Source organism: Streptomyces sp. DH24 (assembly GCF_029813775.1).
In the GTDB taxonomy this organism is placed as follows: Bacteria; Actinomycetota; Actinomycetes; order Streptomycetales; family Streptomycetaceae; genus Streptomyces.
This window is the reverse complement of sequence record NZ_JARVKW010000011.1, coordinates 99,431-121,539: the sequence shown is the minus strand read 5'-3', so window position 1 is coordinate 121,539 and position 22,109 is coordinate 99,431. Positions and strand designations below refer to the sequence as shown.

Below are 22,109 nucleotides of genomic sequence, written 5' to 3'. Positions count from 1 at the left end.
GACGAACAGTCCAATCGATCGAATCGGCCGACGGGGACCGCTCGGGTCACACGCTGGTGAGCAGCTGCGGCGACAGTTCCTTGATCATGGTGTTGGTCCAGCGCATCTGCCGGAGCGTCCGCGGGTGGCAGGAGCCGGCCAGGCCGAGGAGGCGGTCGTCCCGGGTGGCCCGCGCGGCCTGGGCGAGCATCTCCCAGTGCAGGGAGTTGCGCGCGGCGGCCAGGTGCAGGTCCGTCAGGTCCCGCAGGAGCAGCAGGCCCGCCTCCGGGCGCCGGCCGAACGCCTCGGCCGCCTTCTCGCGCAGCACGCCGAGGACACCGGGCGACGCGTCGTCCCGCGCGCCGGCGAGGTCGAGGCCGTGGGCCCGGCCCGTCTCGGCCAGCGCGGTGCTGTGCTCGCCTGACCAGCGGGCGAGATCGGTCAGGACGTGGTGGATCTCGTGGTCGGCGCGGTGCCGCTCGGCGGCGGCCAACAGGTCGCGCTCCAGGCCGCGTTCGCCGTCGTGCAGGGCGCGCAGGGTGAGGGCGATGCCGGTCATGCCGTGCCTCCCTCGCGCGTGCCGCGGGCGTCCTCGCCGGGGTCGGCGCGGCGGGCGAGGAGGGTGACGCGGGCCGCGCACGTCTTGAACAGGGGCTGCTTGGACACCGGGTCCCAGTCGGTGACGGTGCCCTCGTTGGCCGCCCGGCCGCCGCCGTGTTCGGGCGGGCCGTGGCCCTCGGGGGTGTCCCAGTAGCCGTAGTGGAACGGCAGGAAGACCATGCCGTCGCGGATGGCGGTGAGCCTCAGCCTGGCCCGCACCGAACCGCGCGGGGTGCCGATCCGGACCAGGTCCCCGTCGGCGAGCCCCTGCCGGGCGGCCTCCGCGGGGGACATCTCGGCCCACACGTCGGGGGCGGCGGCGTTCAGTTCGGGGGCGCGGCCGGTCTTGGTGCGGGTGTGGAAGTGGTACACGGTACGGCCGGTGATCATCTGGAGGGGGTGGTCCGGGGTGGTGTCCTCGTGGAGCGGGACGTACTCGGCGGCCTTGAGGACCGCCTTCCCACCGGCGTTCAGGGAGCGGTACTCGACCACCTCCACGGACGCCCCGGTGACCAGGTCCTTGCCGTAGCTCTCGCAGACGTCGGGGTGGGCGTGGTCGATGCCGTCCGTGTAGAGGCGCGCGGTGCCGCCGGGGGCGTCCTCGGTGCACGGCCACTGGATGCCGCCGGCGTCGCGCAGCCGGTCGTAGCTCAGCCCCGTGTAGTCGCAGGGGCGCCCGGCGCTGCACCGCTGCCATGCCCGGAACGCCGACTCGGGGTCGTGCCAGCCGATCAGCGGGCCGCCGTCCTTGTCGCGGAAGTCCATGCGGGCCGCGTAGTCCAGGAAGATGTCGAGGTCCGGGCGGGCCTCGCCCGGCGGTTCGACGGCCTTCTCCGACAGGTGCACGGTGCGGTCCGTGTTGGTGAGGGTGCCGGTCTTCTCGCCCCAGGTCGCCGCCGGCAGCACCACGTCGGCGAGCTGGGCGGTCTCCGTGCGGAACAGGTCCTGCACGACCACGAACAGCCGCTCCTGCGTGAGGATCGAGCGGATGCGGTGCAGTTCCGGCAGGGACACGGCCGGGTTGGTGCCGGAGATCCACAGCATGCCGAGGGAGCCCTGCTCGGCGTAGCGGAACATCTGCATCGCGTGGGTGGGCGGCCCGTAGTGCGGGATGGTCTCCGGCTCGACGTTCCACACCTCGGCCAGCTCGGCGACGTGCGCGTCGTTCTGCCAGTTCCGGAAGCCGGGCAGGTCGCCGTTGGCGCCGCATTCGCGGGTGTTCTGCGCGCTGGGCTGGCCGTTCATCTGGAGCAGGCCGCAGCCGGGGCGGCCCAGCATGCCGCGGATCAGGTGCAGGTTGTTGACCTGGACGGCGGCGGCGGTGGCCTGGTGCGACTGGTAGACGCCCTGCAGGACGGTCGACAGCAGCCGCCGCGCGCCGCCGAGCAGGTCCGCCGCCCGCTCGATCTCGGCGGCCGGCACGTCGCAGATGCCCGCGGCCCAGCGCGGCGTGCACGGTTCGACGGCCGCGGCGAGTTCGTCGAAGCCCACCGTGTGCGCGTCGACGTAGTCCCGGTCGGTCCGGCCGGTGCGGATGATCTCGTGCAGCAGCGCGTTGAGCAGGGCGACGTTCGTGCCCGCGCGCGGGGCGAGATGGACGTCGGCACGCTGGGCCACGCGCGTGTGCCTCGGGTCCACGCAGAGCAGCGCGGGCGGGTCGTCGCCGGCGAGGCGGTCCAGGACCCGCGCCCACAGCACGGTCTGCGTCTCGGCCATGTTGTGTCCGAACAGGGCGATCGTGTCGGCGTGGTCGACGTCCTCGTAGGAGCCGGGCTGTCCGTCGCAGCCGAAGGTCTCCTTCAGGGCCTCGGACGCGGTGGCCGTGCACAGCCGGGTGTTGCCGTCCAGGTGGTTGGTGCCGATGCCGGCGCGGGCCAGGACGGCGAGGGTGTAGTACTCCTCGAGGAACAGCTGGCCGGTGGTGTAGAAGCCGATCGAGCCGGGGCCCCGCTCGTCCAGCAGTTCCCGGGAGCGGTTCACGATCCGGTTCATGGCCGTGTCCCAGTCGCACTCCACCAGGCGCCCGCCGTCGCGCACGAGCGGCCTGGTCAGCCGGTCCGGGGAGTGGTTCGCCTGCCAGCCGTAGAGGTCCTTCGGGCCGAGCCGTCCCCGGTTCACGCGGTCCGCGGCCCGGCCCCGGACGCCGACGATGCGGCCCTGCCGTACGGCGATGTCCATGGCGTCGCCGTTGGAGTGCAGCACCGAGGCCGACGGCACCCAGCGCTCCACGTCGGCCTCGGTGAGCCCGGCCGCGAGGTGCGTGTCGGTGCGGGCCGGCCAGACCGTGCCGGGGCCGTACGGCGTGCGCTCGCCCCAGGGGTTGTCGATACGTGCTTCGGCCACGGGGCACCACTCCTCCGCCGGACGGGTCGGACGCCCGGGTACCCCACCGCTTTGCCGGCGCACCCGGGCGCACCCTGCGGCCTCGCGCGGCGGGCCGTTGTCGGTGCCCCGCGTTACGGTGCTCGAAAACGGCTTCCCGCCCGATTTTCAGGAGGTTCCCATGGCCTCGCGCCTCAATCCCTACCTCAGCTTCGACGGTGACGCCCGCCGGGCGATGGAGTTCTACCAGGACGTCTTCGGCGGCACCCTGGCCCTCAACAGCTACGGCGACTTCGGCCAGGCTGACGCGCCGAACGCCGACAAGGTCATGCACGCCATGCTGGAGACCCCCGCCGGTTTCACCCTGATGGGCGCCGACGTCCCACCGGGGATGGACCACAGCCCGGGCAACAATTTCTCCGTCAGTCTCAGCGGTGAGGACGACGCCGAGCTGCGCGGCTACTGGGAGAAGCTGTCCGAGGGCGGCTCGGTGTCCGTGCCGCTGGAGAAGCAGATGTGGGGCGACGTGTTCGGCATGTGCACCGACCGGTTCGGCATCCCCTGGATGGTCAACATCTCGCAGCCGCAGGGCTGACGCGCGCCGTCCCCGGGACGACGAGGGGAGCGCCGCGCGTGGCGGCGCGGCGCGGCGCTCCCGGGCGTGCCGTACGGGCTACGGCGTCACGGCTACGGCGTCACACAGCCGATGGTGCCGGCGGGCAGGTTGTTGCCCGTCGACGTGGCGGTGAAGCCGAAGGTTGTCGTGCCGTCGGCACTGACGGTCCGGTTGTGGTCGGCGTTTCTGACGGTGACCGTGCCGTCCGAGGCCGTGGACAGCGAACCGTTCCAGACGCTGGTGATCTTCGTACCGGCGCCGGTCTTCCACTGCACGGCCCAGCCGTTCAGCGGCTGCGTGCCGTGGTTCATGACCTCGACGGAGCCCTGGAAGCCTCCGCTCCAGGAGTTCACGATCTTGTAGACGGCCATGCAGGACCCGGTGTGCGTCGGGTCGGGGGTGGGCGTCGTCGGGCTCGGGCTCGGCGTGCTGCCGCCGCCCCGGATGCCGGTGACCTCACCGTTTCCGCCGTCGAAGACGACGTCGGAGCAGGAGAAGAAGTTCTCCTGGCTGTCCGAGCGCACCCACTGGATGAAGATCACCGCGTTCCCGGAGCGGCCCGAGGGCAGCTTCAGGTCCCAGTGGTAGTGGCCGCCGTTGGTGCCGGGCGAGCCGGACTGGGGCGGGTTGGTAACGGTCTGGATGAGCTCCAGGTCGTCCCAGCCGAGCTCGGTGCTCGGCGAGTAGCCCGGCTTGGAGACGTAGACCCGGAAGTCGCCCGGGTGCGCGGCCCAGTTGCTGTACTGGACCTTCATGGTCGCGCCGGACGTCAGATGGGTGCGCGGCCAGTCGCTGCGGGCCATGTTGTAGGCGCGGAAGTCGTACGGCGACCGGTCACCGGCGCTGCACAGCTTCCCGTCCGGCACGTAACCGGGGCCGCGCCCGCCCGCGTTGGAGTCGAGGACGGCGAACCAGTTGTAGAGCGCCGTGGCGCCGCTCTGGTTGATGGCGTCCCGGCAGGCCGGGTTGGTCGGGTCCAGGGCACCGGTGCCGGTGATGGCGTCCAACTGGCACAGGTAGGTGCGCGAGCCGGGCATCATCGCCACCCCGTGCGCCTCGGCCTTGCCCTGACCGAGCAGGGTCAGGCCGAGCGCGCCGAGCAGTGTGGCCAGCACTGCCGCCAGGGAGATGAGTCTCGTGCGTAATGACATGGGCTCTCCTGTCCCGAAAGGATCAGTTCTGCGGTTCTGTGGATCTGCCGTTCTGGTGGATCTGCCGTTCTGTGGTGCGGGTGCCCTCCGTCCCCGGCCGGTGGCCGCGGGACGGAGGCGTTGGAGCCCCCGCCCGTCCGGGGCGGCTCCCACCGGACGGGCGAGGGTGTTCGGGGGCGGGCTGACCAGGGACCGGCGGTTCGCTCAGGTGCCGGCGCAGCCCGGGGCGGGTGTGCCCGCGGTGCCGTTCGCGGTGAAGCCGAACGACGCGGTTGCGCCCGGCGCGAGCGTGCCGTTGAAGGAGCTGTTGCGGACGGTGGCGCGGCCCTGGGCCACGGTCAGGGAGCCGTTCCAGAGATTGGTGATCGTGGAGCCGCCCAGGTCCCAGCCGACGGACCAGCCGGTGAGCGGGCCGGTGCCGGTGTTCTTGACGGTGACCTCGGCCTGGTATCCGCCGGACCAGGACGAACCGGCCTTGAACTGGGCGGTGCAGGCCTTGTCGCCCGGCTCCGGCGTGGGATCCGGGTCCGGGGCGGGCCGCTCCTCGTAGGTCAGACCGTGGCCGTACGGGAACAGCGGGGTCTTGCCGTCCCCGTCGTTGACGGGCTGCTGGGAGGCGCTGCGCATCCACGTCACCGGCAGCCTGCCGGTCGGGGCGTGGTCGCCGAACAGCACGTCGGACACGCCGTTGCCCTCGGTGCCCGGCAGCCACGCCGCCAGCAGCGCCTTCCAGTCGGGCAGTTGGGCGGCGATGTCGAGCGGGCGGCCGGACACCAGGACCACGACGACGGGCACGCCGCTCGCCTTCAGCCTGGCCAGCGTCCCCAGGTCCTCCTGGTCGAGACCCATGGCGCCGGGGCGGTCGCCGCGCATCTCGGCGTACGGTGTCTCGCCGACGACGGCCACGGCGGCGGCGTAACTGCCGTCGACGCCGTTGCCGTAACGGTCGTAGGTGACGCGGGAGGGGTCGGTGGCGGCGGCGCGGATGCCCTGGAGGACGGTGGTGCCCTCGGTGACGGGACCGCTGCGGCCCTGCCAGCCGAGGGTCCAGCCGCCGCTCTGGTTGCCGATGTCGTCGGCCGACTTGCCGGCGACGAACAGCTTCGCGTTCTTCGCCAGCGGCAGGACGCCGCCCTCGTTCTTCAGCAGCACCTGCGAGGCGCGCACGGCCTGCCGGGCGAGCGCCCGGTGCTCGGCGGAGCCGACGGTCGAGGTGTACGAGCGGTCCGTCAACGGACGTTCGAACAGGCCGAGTTCGAACTTCTTGGTGAGAATGCGCCGGTTGGCGTCGTCGATGCGCGCGGCGCTGATCCGGCCGGCGTCGACCTCGCCGCGCAGCAGGGTGAGGAACTTCCTGTAGTCGTGCGGGACCATCACCATGTCGACGCCCGCGTTGACGGCGGTCGCGATCTCGGCGCCGGTGAAGCCGGTCTGCCCGTCGAGCTGGTCGACGGCCGCCCAGTCGGACACCACGAACCCGGAGAAGCCCAGCTCCCGCTTGAGCACGTCGGTGACCAGGTACTTGTGGGCGTGCGACCGTACACCGTTCCAGCTGCTGTAGGACAGCATCACCGAGCCGACGCCCCGCTTCACGGCCTCCTGGAAGGGCGGCAGGTGGATCGACCTCAGCTCGGCCTCGGACAGTTCCGTGTTGCCCTGGTCCACTCCCCCGGTGGTACCGCCGTCGCCGAGGTAGTGCTTGGCGGTGGCGAGCACCGAGGCGGGGTCGGCGCCCAGCGTGGCGCCCTGCATGCCGGTGACGAACGTGGCCATCGCCGTGGGCAGTTCGGGCTTCTCGCCGAACGACTCGTAGGTGCGGCCCCAGCGGTCGTTGCGCGCCACGCAGAGGCAGGGCGCGAAGTCCCAGTCGATGCCGGTGCCGGCCATCTCCTCGGCGACGGCGCGCCCGATGCGCTGGACGAGTGCCGGGTCGCGGGTGGCGCCGAGGCCGATGTTGTGCGGGAAGATCGTGGCGCCGCGCACCGCGTTGTGGCCGTGCACGGCGTCGATGCCGTAGATCATGGGGATGCCCAGCGGGGTGCCGAGCGCGGTCCGCTGGAGCGAGTCGTAGGTGTCGGCCCAGGTCTGGGCGTTGTTGGGGCTGACGGTGGAGTCTCCGCCGGAGAGCACCGACCCGATGCGGTACGCGGCGAGGTCGGACTGCGCGGCCAGCGCGTCCTTCTCGATCTGCGTCATCTGGCCCAGCTTGTCGGCCTGCGTCATCCGGGCCAGCAGGTCGTCGACGCGGTCCGCCACCGGCAGGGACGGGTCCTGGTAGGGGTGGGCGGCGACGCGTTCGGGGGACGGGGCGGCGGCGGTCAGCCCGGTCAGGGCGAGGGCCACGGCGCACAGCGCGGCCACGACGGCCGGGCGGCGGACGGACGGCGTGAGGCTCATGGGGAACGGCCTTTCCGAGGCGGTCCACGTCGGTGGTGCTCCGGGACCCGCCCTGTCGGCGCAGGGGAAGCGGGCGGGTCCCGGAACGGTGGGGAAGCGGCGGCGGTGGGGACGGTCCCGCCGCCGGGGGTCACACGCTGGTGCAGGCGGTGCCGTTGAGACTGAAGCCGCTCGGCTTCGCGAAGGTGCCGCTGTACGTGCCCTGGAAGCCGAACGTCTGGCTGCCGTCGGCGGCGATCCGCGCGTTGTGGGCGAGCGGGCTCGCCGTGACGGCGCCCGAGGACGGGCTCACCGTGGCGTTCCAGGCGTTGGTCACGCGCTGTCCGGAGGGCAGCGTGAAGGCGAGCTTCCAGCCGTCGACCGGCGCGGAACCGTTGTTCCTGACGGTGACGTCGGCCGTGTAGCCGCCCGACCAGACGGTCGTCGCGTACCGCACCTCACAGGCCGCCGCCGGGTTGCCGGGACCGCCCGGACCGGTGCCGCCGGTGTTGACGGTGGACGAGAAGGAGTTCACGGCGAGACCCGCGCCGCCCTGCCACGGCTCGAAGCCGGCCTGAACACTCGTCAGGTACCAGTTGTTCTGGGCCATTCCGCGGGCGACGGTCGCGTCGACGAAGTCCATCACGTCGAAGCTCCAGTTGGAGATCGCCGACGGGGCGACGAAGGACAGCACGTCGTTGGAGCCGTTGCTGCCCGACCACACCTGCCAGGTGCGCCCGCCCACACTGGCCGTGCCGACCTGGGAGCCGATCGGCTGGATCGGGCCGACCTTGTTGAACCAGATCATGATCTCGGTCCGGTTCACGCCGTCCGTCTTGGGCGTCGGGTCCAGCCAGATGTCGTACGAGGCGTTGTAGACCGCGTTGCTGACGTAGCCGTAGGAGATGCTGGACGGCGCGCTGGAGATGCTGCTGACCTGCGCGGGGAGGTTGGTGCCCGGCGAACAGTTGGTGTAGTGGCAGCCGTTGAAGACCGACGGGTACGACTTCGGGGCGCCGTTGGTGGGCACCGAGCCGTCGGCCTGCGTGAGCCGGAAGCCGGTGTCGGTGGCGGTGACGCACTGGGTCTCGCTGGTGCCCCAGCGGTTGTTCTGGACGACGTAGCGTCCCTGGATGGTGGTCGATCCGAACTGCTCGCAGATGGTGGTGTCCGCCTGGGCCGGTGCCGTCGCGGTCACCAGGGCCGCGACGGAGGCGAGAGCGGTGAGGATCGTGGCCAGCAGTCCGCGCACGGCGCGGATGTGACGCGGTAACGGTCGCATGCGGGGGGCCTCTCCGGGAGGGTGCGGATGACGAGCGGGTGGGAGCGCTCCCATCTCCCCACTGATGGGAGCGCTCCCATTTCCCGGTTCGGACGGGACTGTAGAAGCCGTCCATGCCCCTGACAACCCCGCGCGCGGCAATCGCGTCGAACCAATTTCGAAGCCGCAGGTCAACACACCTGATCCACAACGCACTCGAGTCGACTGGGAGCGCTCCCGAAACATTCGGCTCACGCGGAGGCGCGCCGCACCAGCTCCGTGCGGAGGATGACGTGCCGCCAGGCGACCGCCGAATCCTCCATCTCCTCCAGCAGCAGCCGCACCATGGTCCGGCCGATCTCCTCGACCGGCTGACGGACCGTCGTCAGCTGCGGCTCCGTGTGCTGGGCCAGTTCGAAGTCGTCGAAACCGATCACCGCGACGTCCTCCGGCACCCGGCGTCCCGCCGCGCGCAGCGCGCTCAGCGCTCCCGCGGCCATGGTGTCCGACGCGGCGAGCACGGCGTCGATCTCCGGGTCCCGCTCGATGAGTTCGGCGGTCGCCAGGCGCCCGCTGCGCTCGGTGAAGTCGCCCTCCACGATCCGGGACGGCCGGATCTCGACACCCGCGCGCTCCAGTGCCTCGCGGTAGCCGCGCAGCCGGCACTGGGCGACGTACATGTCGAGCGGCCCGGTGACGGTCCCGATGGCCTTGCGTCCCGTGCGCAGCAGGTGGGTGACCGCGCTGCGGGCCCCGCCGGCGTTGTCGGCGTCGACGTAGGTGACGCTCTCGTCGCCCGAGCGCCGGCCCAGCATGACGGTGGGCAGGCCGGCCTCGGAGAGCATGTCGGGCAGCTGGTCCTTGGCGTGCACGGACATCAGCAGCACGCCGTCGACCCGGCCGCCGCGCGCGTACTCCACGAACCGCTGCCGTTCGACGTCCGTACGGACCAGGGTGAGCAGCAGTTGTACGCCGGTGTCGGTCAGCGCGTCGCCGACCGCGCCGACGACCGCGGAGAAGAACGGCTCGCCGAACTGCCGCCAGTCCGGCTCCGTCATGACCAGCGCGACGGCGTCCGCGCGCCGCCCGGCCAGGGAGCGTGCCGCGAGATTGGGCACGTAGCCGAGTTCCGCGATGGCGCGCTCCACGGCGCGGCGCGTGGAATCGCGCACGCCTGCGGCGTTGTTGACGACGCGGGAGACGGTCCCCCGGCCGACTCCGGCGAGAGCGGCCACCTCCTCCAGCGTCGGCGTGCCCGGGCGCTGCCTGCTGCCCATGTCGACCTCCCCCACGCGATCACCCGATAGTAAGGGCAGGGACCGGCGCGATCGACGGGTCTCGGACTGGTCTCTACCTGGCGCGCCCTCGGCAGGGGTGTTCGCGGTGGCCGTGCGGGCCGGGGGCGGTGGTCATGCCCGTGGGGTGAGCACCTCCTGGAGCAGTGGCCCGTACCGGGTGACCAGTTCCTTGCGGTCGGCGCGCAGCAGTGTCCCGTCGCCGGCCAGCCAGAGCGCGTAGAGCAGTCCGGCGGCCATCGCGCCCGCGAGCCGGGCGCGGACGTCGGCGTCGGGTCCGGTCAGCCGCGCTCGCAACGGCCGTACGAACGTGGTCTCGTGACTGACCCTCAGACGCTCGGCGATCTGCTTCTCGCCGCTGCCGCGCACCAGGGCCAGGAAGATGTCCCGGGCGGATCCGTCGAGGTCGACGAGGAGTTCGACGAGCTTCTCCCCCAGTTGCTCCAGCGGTACGTCGAGGAGGGGTTCGTCGTCGATGGTCAGGTGCATCGTCTCCAGGAACAGCAGTTCCTTGCTGCGGAAGTGGCGGATCACCAGCGCCGGGTCCGCCTTGGCGGCTGCCGCGATCTGGCGGACGGTGGTCCGGGCGAAGCCCTGTTCCCTGAAGAGCCGGGTCGCTGCTGCGTGGATGGCCTCGCGCGTCGTCGTACCGGGTCCGGTCTGCGGCATGCCCGCCAGGATAGGTGGCGGGGCGGCCCTCGCGTCCCGTGGACCGAGGGGGGTTCCTGTGAGCGGTCGGGTCGCCCGTGGCTCCGGTCGTGTGGAATTCAAGAAGGTCGGTCAACATAGTTGACTCCGGGGCGGACCGGCCGCACATTACCTATCGGTAGAACCACGCGGTAACCCCGCACGAGGTTCGCCGAGCCGCCCGTTCCAGCTGCCCGAGCCCACGGCTCGACCGTCCGAGCCGACCATTCGACTGCTTGAGCCGCCCGTTTTCCGCACCCGGCCCGCCCGGGGTACCGCCGTGCCCGCTCATGGTGCGCCGCGGTCGAGAAGAGAGAGCAGACGCCGATGCCCGCCCTCCGTCATGTCATGACCGCGACAGCCACCGCCGTGACCTCCGTGGCCGCCCTCGCGCTCACCGGACCCGCCGCGCACGCCACCACGCCCCTCGACTACGTCGCCCTCGGCGACAGCTACAGCGCGGGCTCGGGCGTACTGCCCGTCGACCTGACCTCGCCGCTGTGCCTGCGCTCGAAGGCGAACTACCCCAAGGTCGTCGCCTCCCGCACCGGCGCCCGGCTCACGGACGTCACCTGCGGCGCCGCGCAGACGAAGCACTTCACCGAGGCGCAGTACCCCGGCGTGGCGCCGCAGATCGAGGCGCTGCGCCAGGACACCGACCTGGTGACGCTCACGATCGGCGGCAACGACAACAACACCTTCATCGGCGCCATGCTCGCCTGCGGCACCGCCGGGCTCCTCAGCGGCGGTCACGGCAGCCCGTGCAAGGACCTGTACGGCAGCTCCTTCGACGACAAGATCGACTCCAGTACGTATCCGGCGCTGAAGGCCGCTCTGCAGAAGGTGCGGGCCAAGTCGCCCAACGCCCGTGTGGCGGTGCTGGGTTACCCGTGGATCATGCCGGCCACCGCCGACCCGTCCTGCTTCGTGAAGATGCCCATCGCCTCGGGCGACGTGCCGTACCTGCGCGCGATCCAGGCGCACCTCAACGCCGTGGTCGCACGCGCCGCCGGCGAGACCGGCGCCACCTACGTGGACTTCTCCCGTACGTCGGAGGGCCACGACGCGTGCAAGCCGAGCGGCACCCGGTGGATCGAGCCGCTGCTGTTCGGGCAGAACGTCGTGCCGGTCCACCCCAACGCGCTCGGTGAGTCCCGGATGGCCGAGCAGACGATGGACACGCTCGGCCTGGACTGATCCGGCGCCGCACCGCCCGTTGTTCGACCGGGCCGGGGGGCGCGCGCCGGCCCGGAAGGTCAGGAACGGCTCGTCCAGCGCGGGGCGGTCTCGGCCCAGGCCGCCTCCCAGGCGGCCAGATTGCGCCGGCGCAGGACGAGGCCCGCGACGGCGTTGATGACGGCTCCGGTGACGCCGACGGTCAGGACGGCGATGACCGCCCAGCCCTTGCTGCGACCGCGTACTTGCACGGCGGTCAGCGGCGGGTCGGTGAGGTGGCCGTCCGGACCGACCCAGACGGGGACGCCGCTGCCGGCGGGCAGCCCCGGCCGGACCTCGGTCCTCGCCGTGCGCGGGCGCCCGTCGGGGCCGGTGAAGCGGACGGTGGCCTCGTAGCGCGTCTTCTTCTCCTCGGCCGATCCCGGCTCGGGGTGCCTCGGGGCGTCGTGGACGAGAACGGCGGTGGTGTACTGCCGTGTCAGCGACTGAAGTTGGGCGATCGCCGCGTAGTGGCGGTGGGCCGCGTCGCCCGCCAGACACGCCGCGGCCGGCGCGACCGACAGGACGACCAGGAGGACGGCGAGACCGATCCAGCCCTGTATCCGATCGGTGCGCCGGCGCAGCGGGTTGCGCCGCCACCGCCACAGTGCGACGCGCGGGAGTCCGTGCGCGGGCACGGTCAGCCGGCGGGTTCGGGAGGCGGCACCGTTCCCGTGGTGGCCGGGTGGCGGTGCGCGGCGTCCAGCAGCAGCGCGGCGCCCCGGACGGCCGCGGTGTGCGGCGCCGGCACCGGACGCAGCGGCGCGTCCAGCCTGCGGGCCAGGTCGTGGACGAGCTCGGGACGCAGGGCGCCCCCGCCGGCCAGGAGCACGCCCCGCAGCAGGGCGTCCGAGGTGAGCGGGGTGCGGTCCTGCCGCAGCATCGCCGTCACCATGTCGGCCACCGCCTCGCCGATCCGCGCGGGCGCCACGGTGCCGAGGTCGGCGGTGCCCAGAGCGGCGCGGCGGGCATCGGTGACGGCGCCGTCCGACAGCAGGACGACTTCGGTGAGTTGGGCACCGACGTCCACGACGAGCCGCGGGTGGGACAGGTCGACGCCCGCCGCCAGCGCGATCGCCCGCGCGCCGGGGACGGTGAGCACGCTCCGCGGACGCAGCACCTCCACGGCCGTACGCGCCCCGGCCCGGTAGGCGACCCCGTCCAGCACGGGCGCGACCACGACGACCAGCGGGCGGGCGAGGCGGGGCAGGCGGTGACCGAGCAGCCGGTCGAGCATGCGTGCCGTCGCCGTGGCGTCCAGGCCGGCGGCGCGCCGTGACGGGCGGACCGTGCCGCCGCCGGGGAACGCCGCCGTCGGCACGTCCAGGATCAGCCCGCGACCGGCGATCCACGCACGCGTGCGGGAGCTGCCCAGGTCCAGGGCGATCCCGCAGCACGGCCGGCACAACGGCCGGGGACGCTGCCGGACGGCCGGGCACCGGCGGGGTGTCGTGGTCATCGGCCGGCCTCCCTGACCTGCTGGCAGCGGGCGCAGTAGCGGGCCTGCGGCACGATCGCCAGACGCTCGCGCGGGATGGGACGCCGGCACAGCAGGCAGGTGCCGTAACGCCCCTCGGCCATGCGCACCAGGGCCGCCTCGACGTCCGCGAGGACCATACGGGCCGAGGCGGAGAGCTTGAGACGCACTTCGTCCCGGGCGGCGGCGGACTGGTCGACCGGCTGGGCGGCCGGGGGTGCGGCAGCCGGGGGTGGGGCGGCCGGCGGCTCGCCGGCTGGGGTGGGTGGCGTGGCGTTGGTGTGCGGCAGCGAGTCCGTGGGCGGGGTGATGCCAGTGCGCGGGAGGGGTTCAGTGGGGGGTGCGGGTGCCGTGGTGAGCGGGGCTGTCGGGGTGGGCGAGGCGGTGCCCGTACCCGGCGAGACGTTCACGGTGGGCGAGGAGGTGCCCGCACTCGGCGAGACGTTCACGGTGGCCGGGCTGACGCCCGTATACGGCGAGGCATTCACGGTGGGCGAAGAGGCGCCCAGGGTGGTCCGGCTGCCGTGCGCGTCCGGCGCGGCGTGGACGACCGGCGCGGCGTCCACGACCGGGCCGGTGCCGACGACCGGCCCGGTGTCCGCGCGCAGCGCAACGTCCGCGTCGCGCGGCACGACGTCCGTGCCGGACGCGGCATCCCCGCTCCGCGCGGCGGTGTCGGCCTCGATCTGGCGCAGTTGCTCCAGGCGGAAGCGCCGTTGTTCGCGCAGGTTGGCGCGGAGGGCCGACAGGTCATCCGGTGTGAGATGGGTGGCGGCGCCATTGCCGACGGTCTGGTGATTCACCACTGCACCCCTTGTGCGGAACGGAGTCGACGGTGGGACGTGTGCCGGTCAGGCGGCGCGGCGCCCGCAGGCGACGCAGTGGCGGGTGTACGGCAGGATCTCCAGCCGCTCGGCGGGGACGGGTTTGGCGCAGCCCCGGCAGGTGCCGTAGGTGCCGTCCTCGATCCGGGTGAAGGCGTCGTCGATCTCCTTCAGCGCGCGCTCGATGGCGTCGCGCTGCCCGGCCGCCACGTAGTCGTCCGGGGCGTGCCCGGCCGCGTCGAGGGCCCGCAGCTGGGTGAGCCGTGTGGCACGGGCGTGTTCGAGACGCTGCCGGGCCTCGTGGGCGCTCGGGCGCTGGAGCTGCCGTTCGGTGGGGGCGGCGCCGTCGAGCGACATGGTGGGTACCTCTCTCGCGGTGAGGGGCGGACGGTGTCTCAACTCTGGTCGCCTCGGGGGCGGACGCCCATCGGGCGCAGGCCCCATTTCGGTGCGGTCGCGGTCTCCATGCCGGCCGGGGAGGGGCATGCCGCGCGCCCGGAAATGGGGGTCAGGCCCCATCGACCCGGGTGCGCGGGAGCGGGCAGGCTGTCGGCAGGCTCGGTCGGGACGAGCCGCAGTTCGAGGGAGGCTCCACCGCGGTGTCGCTGTTCTGGCGGATCTTCGGGCTCAACGCCGTGGTGCTGGGTACGGCCACGGCGCTGCTGCTGTGGGCTCCGGTGACCGTGTCCGTGCCGGTCCTGCTGACCGAGGCCGTAATCCTGGTGGGCGGCCTCGCCGTGATGCTGGTCGCCAACGGCGCGCTGCTGCGCTGGGGTCTGGCCCCGCTGGACCGGTTGACGAAGCTGATGACCACGGTCGACCTGCTGCGTCCCGGCCAGCGGCTGCCGGTCCACGGCGGCGGTGAGGTCGCCGAGCTGATCCGCACCTTCAACGCCATGCTGGACCGGCTGGAGCAGGAACGCGCCACCAGCAGCGCGCGGGCCCTGCTCGCGCAGGAGGCCGAGCGGCGCCGCATCGCGCAGGAGCTGCACGACGAGGTCGGCCAGAGCATGACCGCGATCCTGCTGGCCCTGAAACGGGCCGCGGACCAGGCGGAGGTGCCCCTGCGCGACGATCTGCACCAGGTGCAGGAGATCACCCGCGACAGCCTGGACGAGGTCCGCCGCCTGGTGCGCCGGCTGCGGCCGGGCGTGCTGGACGACCTCGGCCTGGTCAGCGCGCTGACCTCGCTCACCCACGACTTCGCCACCCACACCGGGCTTCAGGTGCTGCGCCGTTTCGCGCCCGACCTGCCCGCGCTGGCTCCGGAGACGGAGCTGGTCCTGTACCGCGTCGCCCAGGAGAGCCTCACCAACGCGGCCCGCCACGCGGACGCGCGGCGCATCGAGGTGTCGCTGCGGCCCAGCGGGGACGCGCTGGTGCTGGCCGTCACCGACGACGGCCGCGGGGTCAGCGCCGCGTGCGAGGGCGCCGGCATCCGCGGCATGCGGGAGCGGGCGCTCCTCATCGGCGCGAGTCTGGACATCCTGCCGGGTCCCGGCCGTTCCGGTACGCGGGTGCGGCTCGCGGCGCCCGTTGCCGAAGGGGGCCGGTGACGGTGCCCGACGCGAACGCCATCCGTATCCTGCTGGCCGACGACCACGCCCTCGTACGGCGCGGGGTGCGGCTCATCCTTCATCAGGAGCCGGACCTGCACGTGGTCGCCGAGGCCGGTGACGGCGCCGAGGCACTGGACATGGCCCGCAGCCACGACCTGGACCTGGCCGTGCTGGACATCGCCATGCCGCGCCTGACCGGACTGCAGGCGGCCCGTGAGCTCGTCGCGCTGCGGCCGGGTCTGCGTGTGCTGATGCTGACGATGCACGACAACGAGCAGTACTTCTTCCAGGCGCTCAAGGCGGGGGCCTGCGGCTATGTGCTGAAGTCCGTCGCGGACCGCGACCTGGTCGCCGCGTGCCGCGCGGCGATGCGCGACGAGCCGTTCCTCTACCCGGGCGCGGTCACCGCCCTGATCCGCAACTACCTCGACCGCGTCCGGCACGGCGAGGAGGCGCCCGACCGGGTGCTCACGCCCCGCGAGGAGGAGGTCCTCAAGCTCGTGGCGGAGGGCCACTCCTCGAAGGAGATCGCGGAGATCCTGTTCATCAGCGTCAAGACCGTCCAGCGGCACCGCACGAACCTGCTGCACAAACTCGGCCTGCGCGACCGCCTGGAGCTCACGCGGTACGCGATTCGCGCGGGCCTGGTCGAGCCCTGACGTCCGGCGGCGGCAAGAGAGAGGGCGCGCGGATGCGGTGCCGGAGCGCCGGCCGCTCGGCGAACCGCGTGCAGCCACCCGCGCGTCCCTCGCCCGGCGTCCGCGGGGGCCGTCCCGCCGTGACCGTGGCCGTGTTGGCCGTCGTGGCGACGCTGCTCGCCATGCTCACCGGGGGCGGCCCGCCGTCCGGGCACGACGGCTCGGCCCCGGGCGTCGCCCGGTCGGCTCCGGCCCCCGGTTCGGCCCCGGGCGTCGATTCGGCCCCGGGCGCCCGTTCGGCCCCGGCCGTCGATTCGGCCCCGGCCGGCAGACCGGAACCGGGCTCCGACTCCCGTGCCGACGACCGGTGTTCCGCCACCTGCACCGCCCGGGCGGGCACCCGTCAGGAACTTCACGGCGAACGTACGGCCCCGCTCGGGCAGCTCGCCGCCACCACGCCCCGCTCTCCGGCCGTCGACCCGCCCGCCCTCGCGCCCGGCCGGCCGGCGGCCCGGCCCTCGCCTCCGTACCCGCACCACCGGACCCAGGACCGCGGCCGGGGGCCTCCGGTGCCCGCCGGCATCTGACGCCCCGTCCTGTCCTGTCCCTTCACCGCGCCGCGGCCGGCCCCGCCTCCGCGCGCCGCCGCGGTGTGCCCGCCGGAGGCTCCACTTGATCCGTTCCGCCCGGGTGAGGGCGTTGTTCGCCCTCGCCGTACTCGCCGTGTCCCTGTTCATCGCCGTCGCCGTGCCGGTCCGTCTCGGGCTCGATCTGCGCGGCGGCACACAGATCGTGCTGGAAACCCGCTCCACCCCCGCCACGCAGACCGGCCGCGAGGCCACCGACCAGACCCTGGAGGTGCTGCGCGGCCGCATCGACGCGCTCGGCGTCGCCGAACCCACCCTGGTCCGCTCCGGCGACAACCGCATCATCGTCGAACTGCCCGGTGTGCACGACCCCCGGAAGGCGGCCGACGTGCTGGGCCGGACCGCGCAGCTCACCTTCCACCAGGTGCTCGGCACGGCCGACCGCGCCGACGACGCGTCCGAGCCCCTGCCGAAGCGGCCCCGGGAACGCGTCCTGCCCGACGAGTCCGGCGGGTTCCTGCGGCTCAAGGCGGCCACAATGACCGGGCAGGGCGTCAAGGGCGCCGCCGCCCGGTTCGACCAGCAGACGGGCGCCGGCTGGCACGTCGTCGTCGACTTCGACAGCGCCGGGCGCGGCGCGTGGACGCGGCTGACGGCTGAGGCCGCCTGCCATCCGGCCGGCGCCCCGGAGCGGCGTGTGGCGATCGTGCTGGACGACCGGATCATCTCCTCGCCGCAGGTCGATCCGTCGGTCGCCTGCGGCACGGGCATCCCGGGCGGCAGCACGCGGATCACCGGCTCCTTCACCGACGCCGAGGCCCGTGAACTGGCCCTGCTCGTCAACGGCGGAGCGCTGCCCGTGCCGGTGGAGACCGTCGAGCAGCGCACCGTGGGACCCGCGCTCGGCGAACGCGCCATCACCGCCGCCGCGTGGGCCGCCGTCGTCGGCACCGCGCTGACGGGGCTGTTCGTCATCGCCGTGTACCGGCTCGCGGGTGCCCTGGCAGTCGTGGCGCTGGCCTGCTACGGCCTCATGTCGTACGCCGCGCTGGCCGCTCTCGGCGCCACGCTGACCCTGCCGGGCCTCGCCGGGTTCGTCCTGGCGATCGGCATGGCGGTGGACGCCAACGTGCTCGTCTTCGAACGCGCCAGGGAAGAACACGCCAACGGCGGGCGCGCCAGCGCGCGTTCCGCCCTCACCGCCGGGTTCCGCAACGCCTTCAGCGCGATCGCCGACTCCAACGTCACCACGCTGATCGCGGCGGTCCTGCTGTTCTTCCTCGGCTCGGGGCCCGTGAAGGGCTTCGGCGTCACGCTCGGCATCGGTGTCCTCGCGTCGATGGTGAGCGCCCTGGTGATCACGCGGGTGCTCGCCGAGTTCGCCGTGTCCCGCGCGTGGCTGCGCCGCCGCCCGCACCTGACCGGCATCGCGACGACCGGCGCGGTCCGTGACCGGCTCACGCGCCGGGCGCCGCGGCTGATGCGTCGGCCGCGGCGCTGGCTGGCCGCCTCGGCCGTCGTTCTCGCCGTGGCCGCGTCGGGCGTCGCGGTGCGCGGCCTGGACCTGGGCATCGAGTTCACCGGGGGACGTCTGGTCGAGTACTCCACCACACGGCCCGTCGATCCCGAGCGGGCCCGTACGGCGCTGGCCGACGCGGGGTTCCCGCGGGCGGTGGTGCAGTCCTCGGGCGACACCGGTCTCACGGTCCGCACCGCCGAGCTGACCAACGGCGAAGCGGCCAGGGTCACGCGGGCCGTCGGCTCGCTCGGCGGCGACACCGAGAAGGTCCGCGACGAACTCATCGGCCCCAGCCTGGGCGAGGAGCTGCGCCGCAACGCGCTCGTCGCGCTCGCCGTGGCTCTGACGGCCCAACTCCTGTACCTGGCCGCGCGGTTCAGGTGGCGGTTCGGAGCCGCCGCGGTCGCCGCGCTCGCCCACGACGTGCTGATCCTGGTGGGAGTCTTCGCCTGGCTGGGCAAGCCCGTCGACGGGGTGTTCCTCGCGGCGCTGCTCACCGTCATCGGCTACTCGGTCAACGACTCGGTCGTCGTGTTCGACCGCATCCGGGAGCTGCTGCGCCGCGACCGCGCGGAACCCCTCGTACGCGTCACGAACCGGGCGATCCTGCAGACCCTGCCCCGCACGGTCAACACCGGACTGGGAGCGTGCCTCGTCCTCGGCGCCCTGGCCGTGCTGGGCAGGGACTCCCTGGCCGATTTCGCCCTCGCCCTGCTGATCGGCGTGGCCGTCGGCACGTACTCCTCGGTGTTCACGGCGGCGCCCGTCGCGATCGAGCTGCACCGGCGGGGGAAGCAGGCGCGGCACTAGTCACCGCCAACCGCCGCGGCGGAGCGGCTCCTTGGCCCGGAAGGGCGGGGCCGCTCCGCGCCCTCTTCGTCCGAAAGACGTGTGTTCGAGGCGCGGGTCCGCGTCGTTGAGTCCGGTATCCGCAGCACGCGCCCGCGTGGACGACGAAGGAGCCCCGTTGGCCTCATCAGACACCGCCCCGCAGCAGCAGGCCGAGTCCGTCCCTCCCCCACCGCCCGCCGAGATCACGTACACCGGCGAATACTCCGTGAACCCGCTCGGCGGGGCCACCTTCCGCACCCTGTGCGCCCGCATCCCGAAGGTTCTGCACCGCATCATCGGCATGTCCTGGCACATCGACCGCCGGGCGGTGCTGCTCCTGCTGACCTGCCCGGTGGTCACCGGAGTGGCCGCCGCCGTGCTGCTGGCCGCGACGGCCCGCGCGATGCGTCCGCTGCTCGGTGGCGGCGCCGTCACCGACCGGCTGCACGCCGCCCTGCCCGCCCTGGTGGTCGTCGGCGTCGCCGCCGGGGTCACGCGCGTCGCCGACACCGTCGCGGTCTACGCCCAGCGCCGCATCACGCCCCGTCTCATCACCGCGACGGACTCCGCCCTCGTGGAGGCGGTGTGCCGCGTCGAGGCGTCGGCGTACGCGGTGGACGGGTTCGCCGACCGGCAGGAGGCCGCCGAGATGGGCGTCGTCCGCGCGCACGTGATGGTCACCGACGCCCAGCGCTTCCTGTCGGCGCTCATCCGCATGGTCACGGCGGCCGGAGCGCTGTCCGTGCTCAACCCGCTGCTCCTGCCGCTCCTGCTGCTGGCCGTGCTCCCGGCCGGCGTCGGCGCGGTGCTCACCGCCCGCGTGGACTACGAGATCCACTACGCCAACGTCTCCGACCGCAACGTCCGCAGCATGATGCGCTGGTGGTGCACAACCCCCCGGTACGGCGACGAGGTCCGCGCCAACTCCATGGCGGGCTACCTCACTTACTGGTACCGCACGCTGTCCGACCGCTGCGACCGGCGCACGCTCGCCGCCGCGCCCCGCACCCTGCGCATCGATCTGCTCGCCGCTCTGGTGGCCGGGGTGTTCCTCGTCGCGACGTGGGGTGCGCTCGCCTGGCTGGCCGCGACCGGCCGGATCGCGCTCGCGCTCGCCGCGACGGCGGTGGTCGCCGTGCAGACGACGCTCGCCGCCCTCGCCCAGGTGATCATGAACGGTGCCGCGCTGTTCCACACCAGCCTCTACCTCACCGACATGCAGGCGTTCCTGGACGACGCCCGGGCGCGTGCGCCGCGGCGCGGCACCCGGTCGGTCACCGCGCCGGTGGAGGAGATCCGGCTGGACGAGGTCGTCTACCAGTACCCGGGCAAGGACCGCCCGGCCGTCGACCGGGTGTCGCTGACCCTGCGGCGCGGGGACGTCCTCGCGGTCGTCGGCGCCAACGGCTCGGGCAAGTCGACGCTCACCCGGCTCATCACCGGCATTCACCTGGCCGACAAGGGCCGGGTCACCTGGAACGGCGTGGACCTCGCCGAGACGGCGCCCGAGACCGTGTGGCGGCACACCGGTCTCGTCCCGCAGATCTTCGCGCAGTGGCCGCTGCGTGCCCGGGAGAACGTCACCCTCGGCCAGCCCCGCAGCCACGGCGACGACCAGGTGTGGGAGGCGGTCGACGCGGTCGGCATGCGGCAGGCGGTCGAGGAACTGCCCGCCGGCCTCGACACGCTGCTGGCCCGTGAGGTGTTCGGCGGCGCCGAACTGTCCGGCGGGCAGTGGCAGCGCATCGCCTGCTCCCGCGCCCTGTACCGGCGTCCCGCGCTGCTGATCCTGGACGAGCCCACCTCCCAGATGGACCCGCGGGGCGAGCACCTGGTCTTCGAGCGGATCAGGGCGATCGCCGCGGACCGGATCACCATCGTCGTCACCCACCGCCTGGAGAACACGAGGATCGCCGACCACATCGTGGTCATGGAGCAGGGCCGCATCACGGAACAGGGCCGCTACGACGACCTGGTGCACGCGGGCGGCACCTTCGCCGAGTTGCTGGAGCTGTCGCAGGACCGCTGAGCGACGCGGCCCGCCCCCACCCGGGCGCGGTGGCGGTGTCGTCCGCCGCCGCGCCCGGCTCGCCGACGGCGGCACACCGGCGGCCCCGGACAGGCGGATCGTGCGCGTTACACCTCGTCCACCGTCGCCCCCAGGGTCGGTTGGGCCATGCGCGGGGGCGCACGGAGGTGCGTCAGATCTCGACATGGTCACAAGTTGCGCGTATCGGAGTCGACCTATTAGGTGTGCCTTACCTAAATTGTATGGTGGCGCGGTCAGTACGGCAGCAGGAGGGGAATGTGGTGTCCGAAGGCGATGTCCGTCTGGTGGCCAAGGGCTTGGACGTCGGGCACGCGGGGCGCCCGGTGCTGAAGCAGGTGGACCTGTCCCTGCGGGCCGGTGAAATCACCGTCCTGGTGGGCCCCAACGGCTGCGGCAAATCCACCCTCTTGCGCACGGTGGCCGGTCTTCTGCCGCCGCTCGCCGGTGAGGTGCGCATCGACGACGCGCCGCTTCGTTCACTCGGGCGCCGCGCGCTGTCCCAGCGCCTGGCCTTCCTCCCCCAGGCGTCACAGGCACCGGCCGGTGTGACGGTGCGTGAGCTCGTACGGCACGGCCGGTACGCCCATCGCGGCGCCCTCGCCCGGCACACCGCCGAGGACACCGAGGCGATCGACTGGGCACTGCAGGTCACCGACGCCGCTCCCCTGGTCGACCGCCGGCTCGACGAACTGTCGGGCGGTGAACGCCAACGCGCCTGGCTGGCCATGGTGCTGGCGCAACGGGCGGGCGTGCTCCTGCTGGACGAGCCCACGACGTACCTCGACATGCGCCACCAGTTCGAGGTGCTCGACGTCGTGCGGCGGCTGGCCCGGGAGCACGACATCGCCTGCGGCGTGGTGCTGCACGACCTGATGCAGGCGGCGGCCTACGCCGACGAGGTCGTGGTGGCCGCCGACGGCGCGATCACGGCGTCCGGCTCCCCCGACGACGTGCTCAACCCCGACGTCATCGACCGGGCCTTCGGCCTGCGCGTCAACGTCGTCCGCGACCCCGAGAGCGGCTACCTCGCCTGCTTCCCCCAGCGGTCCGAAGCCCGCGCCGCGTCCTGAACCCACGGCCGACCCCCCACGACGGTTCGCCCGCGTTACCAGTAACAAGGAG

At 73.1% G+C, this 22,109-nt stretch carries 17 protein-coding genes and 1 pseudogene; 7 read left to right on the top strand and 11 right to left on the bottom strand.

Features of this window, described 5'->3' with window-relative positions; all coding sequences use genetic code 11:
• Window positions 1-46: 46 nt before the first annotated feature.
• Complete coding sequence (locus QC282_RS11790; protein ID WP_279549228.1) at window positions 47-538, bottom strand: hypothetical protein; 492 nt, start codon at window positions 536-538, stop codon at window positions 47-49.
• On the bottom strand, window positions 535-2,922 hold the full coding sequence (locus tag QC282_RS11785) for a nitrate reductase (protein ID WP_279549227.1): 2,388 nt from the start codon (window positions 2,920-2,922) through the stop codon (window positions 535-537). The genes QC282_RS11790 and QC282_RS11785 overlap by 4 nt, the downstream gene beginning before the upstream one ends.
• Window positions 2,923-3,082: 160 nt before the next feature.
• Here QC282_RS11785 and QC282_RS11780 point away from each other — a divergent pair, with 160 nt between their 5' ends.
• On the top strand, window positions 3,083-3,496 hold the full coding sequence (locus QC282_RS11780; RefSeq protein ID WP_279549226.1) for a VOC family protein: 414 nt from the start codon (window positions 3,083-3,085) through the stop codon (window positions 3,494-3,496).
• A 92-nt stretch (window positions 3,497-3,588) separates the two neighbouring features.
• On the opposite strand, the gene QC282_RS11775 is transcribed toward QC282_RS11780, so the two are convergent.
• The 5 genes from QC282_RS11775 to QC282_RS11755 form a co-directional block, all read right to left on the bottom strand.
• Complete coding sequence (locus tag QC282_RS11775) at window positions 3,589-4,668, bottom strand: lytic polysaccharide monooxygenase (RefSeq protein ID WP_279549225.1); 1,080 nt, start codon at window positions 4,666-4,668, stop codon at window positions 3,589-3,591.
• A gap of 204 nt (window positions 4,669-4,872) precedes the next feature.
• Entirely contained in the window at window positions 4,873-7,065 is a 2,193-nt protein-coding gene (locus QC282_RS11770) for a glycoside hydrolase family 3 N-terminal domain-containing protein (RefSeq protein ID WP_279549224.1), read from the bottom strand.
• Between the two features lie 130 nt (window positions 7,066-7,195).
• A complete protein-coding gene (locus QC282_RS11765; protein WP_279549223.1) occupies window positions 7,196-8,326 on the bottom strand; it encodes a cellulose binding domain-containing protein in 1,131 nt (376 codons plus the stop codon).
• 230 nt (window positions 8,327-8,556) lie between these two features.
• On the bottom strand, window positions 8,557-9,582 hold the full coding sequence (locus tag QC282_RS11760; RefSeq protein WP_279549222.1) for a LacI family DNA-binding transcriptional regulator: 1,026 nt from the start codon (window positions 9,580-9,582) through the stop codon (window positions 8,557-8,559).
• 132 nt (window positions 9,583-9,714) lie between these two features.
• Window positions 9,715-10,269 (bottom strand): TetR family transcriptional regulator, encoded by a 555-nt coding sequence (locus QC282_RS11755; protein WP_279549221.1) that lies wholly within the window; start codon window positions 10,267-10,269, stop codon window positions 9,715-9,717.
• 366 nt (window positions 10,270-10,635) lie between these two features.
• On the opposite strand from QC282_RS11755, the gene QC282_RS11750 reads away from it, so the two are divergent.
• A complete protein-coding gene (locus tag QC282_RS11750) occupies window positions 10,636-11,484 on the top strand; it encodes an SGNH/GDSL hydrolase family protein (RefSeq protein WP_279549220.1) in 849 nt (282 codons plus the stop codon).
• Window positions 11,485-11,543: 59 nt separating this feature from the next.
• Here the strand turns inward: QC282_RS11750 and QC282_RS11745 are convergent, their stop codons facing one another.
• From QC282_RS11745 to QC282_RS11730, 4 genes and pseudogenes are all read right to left on the bottom strand, one after another.
• Complete coding sequence (locus tag QC282_RS11745; RefSeq protein ID WP_279549219.1) at window positions 11,544-12,140, bottom strand: hypothetical protein; 597 nt, start codon at window positions 12,138-12,140, stop codon at window positions 11,544-11,546.
• 2 nt (window positions 12,141-12,142) lie between these two features.
• Window positions 12,143-12,961 carry a rod shape-determining protein gene (locus QC282_RS11740; protein WP_279549218.1) on the bottom strand — a complete coding sequence of 273 codons (819 nt, stop codon included), beginning with the start codon at window positions 12,959-12,961 and terminating at the stop codon, window positions 12,143-12,145.
• A pseudogene (locus QC282_RS11735) lies at window positions 12,958-13,176 on the bottom strand (TraR/DksA family transcriptional regulator); the annotation flags it as partial. The pseudogene QC282_RS11735 and the gene QC282_RS11740, both read right to left, overlap by 4 nt.
• A 654-nt stretch (window positions 13,177-13,830) precedes the next feature.
• The gene (locus QC282_RS11730; RefSeq protein ID WP_279549217.1) at window positions 13,831-14,160 is read right to left on the bottom strand and encodes a TraR/DksA C4-type zinc finger protein; all 330 of its coding nucleotides are present in this window, start codon (window positions 14,158-14,160) and stop codon (window positions 13,831-13,833) included.
• A 242-nt stretch (window positions 14,161-14,402) separates the two neighbouring features.
• Here QC282_RS11730 and QC282_RS11725 point away from each other — a divergent pair, with 242 nt between their 5' ends.
• The 5 genes from QC282_RS11725 (at window position 14,403) to QC282_RS11705 (ending at window position 22,057) form a co-directional block, all read left to right on the top strand.
• Window positions 14,403-15,359, top strand: a complete 957-nt coding sequence (locus QC282_RS11725; protein WP_279549216.1) for a sensor histidine kinase — start codon at window positions 14,403-14,405, stop codon at window positions 15,357-15,359.
• Complete coding sequence (locus QC282_RS11720; RefSeq protein WP_279549215.1) at window positions 15,356-16,021, top strand: response regulator transcription factor; 666 nt, start codon at window positions 15,356-15,358, stop codon at window positions 16,019-16,021. The genes QC282_RS11725 and QC282_RS11720 overlap by 4 nt, the downstream gene beginning before the upstream one ends.
• Before the next feature lie 651 nt (window positions 16,022-16,672).
• Window positions 16,673-18,916 (top strand): protein translocase subunit SecD, encoded by a 2,244-nt coding sequence (gene secD, locus QC282_RS11715; protein WP_279549214.1) that lies wholly within the window; start codon window positions 16,673-16,675, stop codon window positions 18,914-18,916.
• A 157-nt stretch (window positions 18,917-19,073) separates the two neighbouring features.
• Entirely contained in the window at window positions 19,074-20,966 is a 1,893-nt protein-coding gene (locus QC282_RS11710; RefSeq protein ID WP_279549213.1) for an ABC transporter ATP-binding protein, read from the top strand.
• Window positions 20,967-21,247: 281 nt separating this feature from the next.
• Window positions 21,248-22,057 carry an ABC transporter ATP-binding protein gene (locus QC282_RS11705; RefSeq protein WP_279549212.1) on the top strand — a complete coding sequence of 270 codons (810 nt, stop codon included), beginning with the start codon at window positions 21,248-21,250 and terminating at the stop codon, window positions 22,055-22,057.
• The last annotated feature ends 52 nt before the right edge of the window (window positions 22,058-22,109 follow it).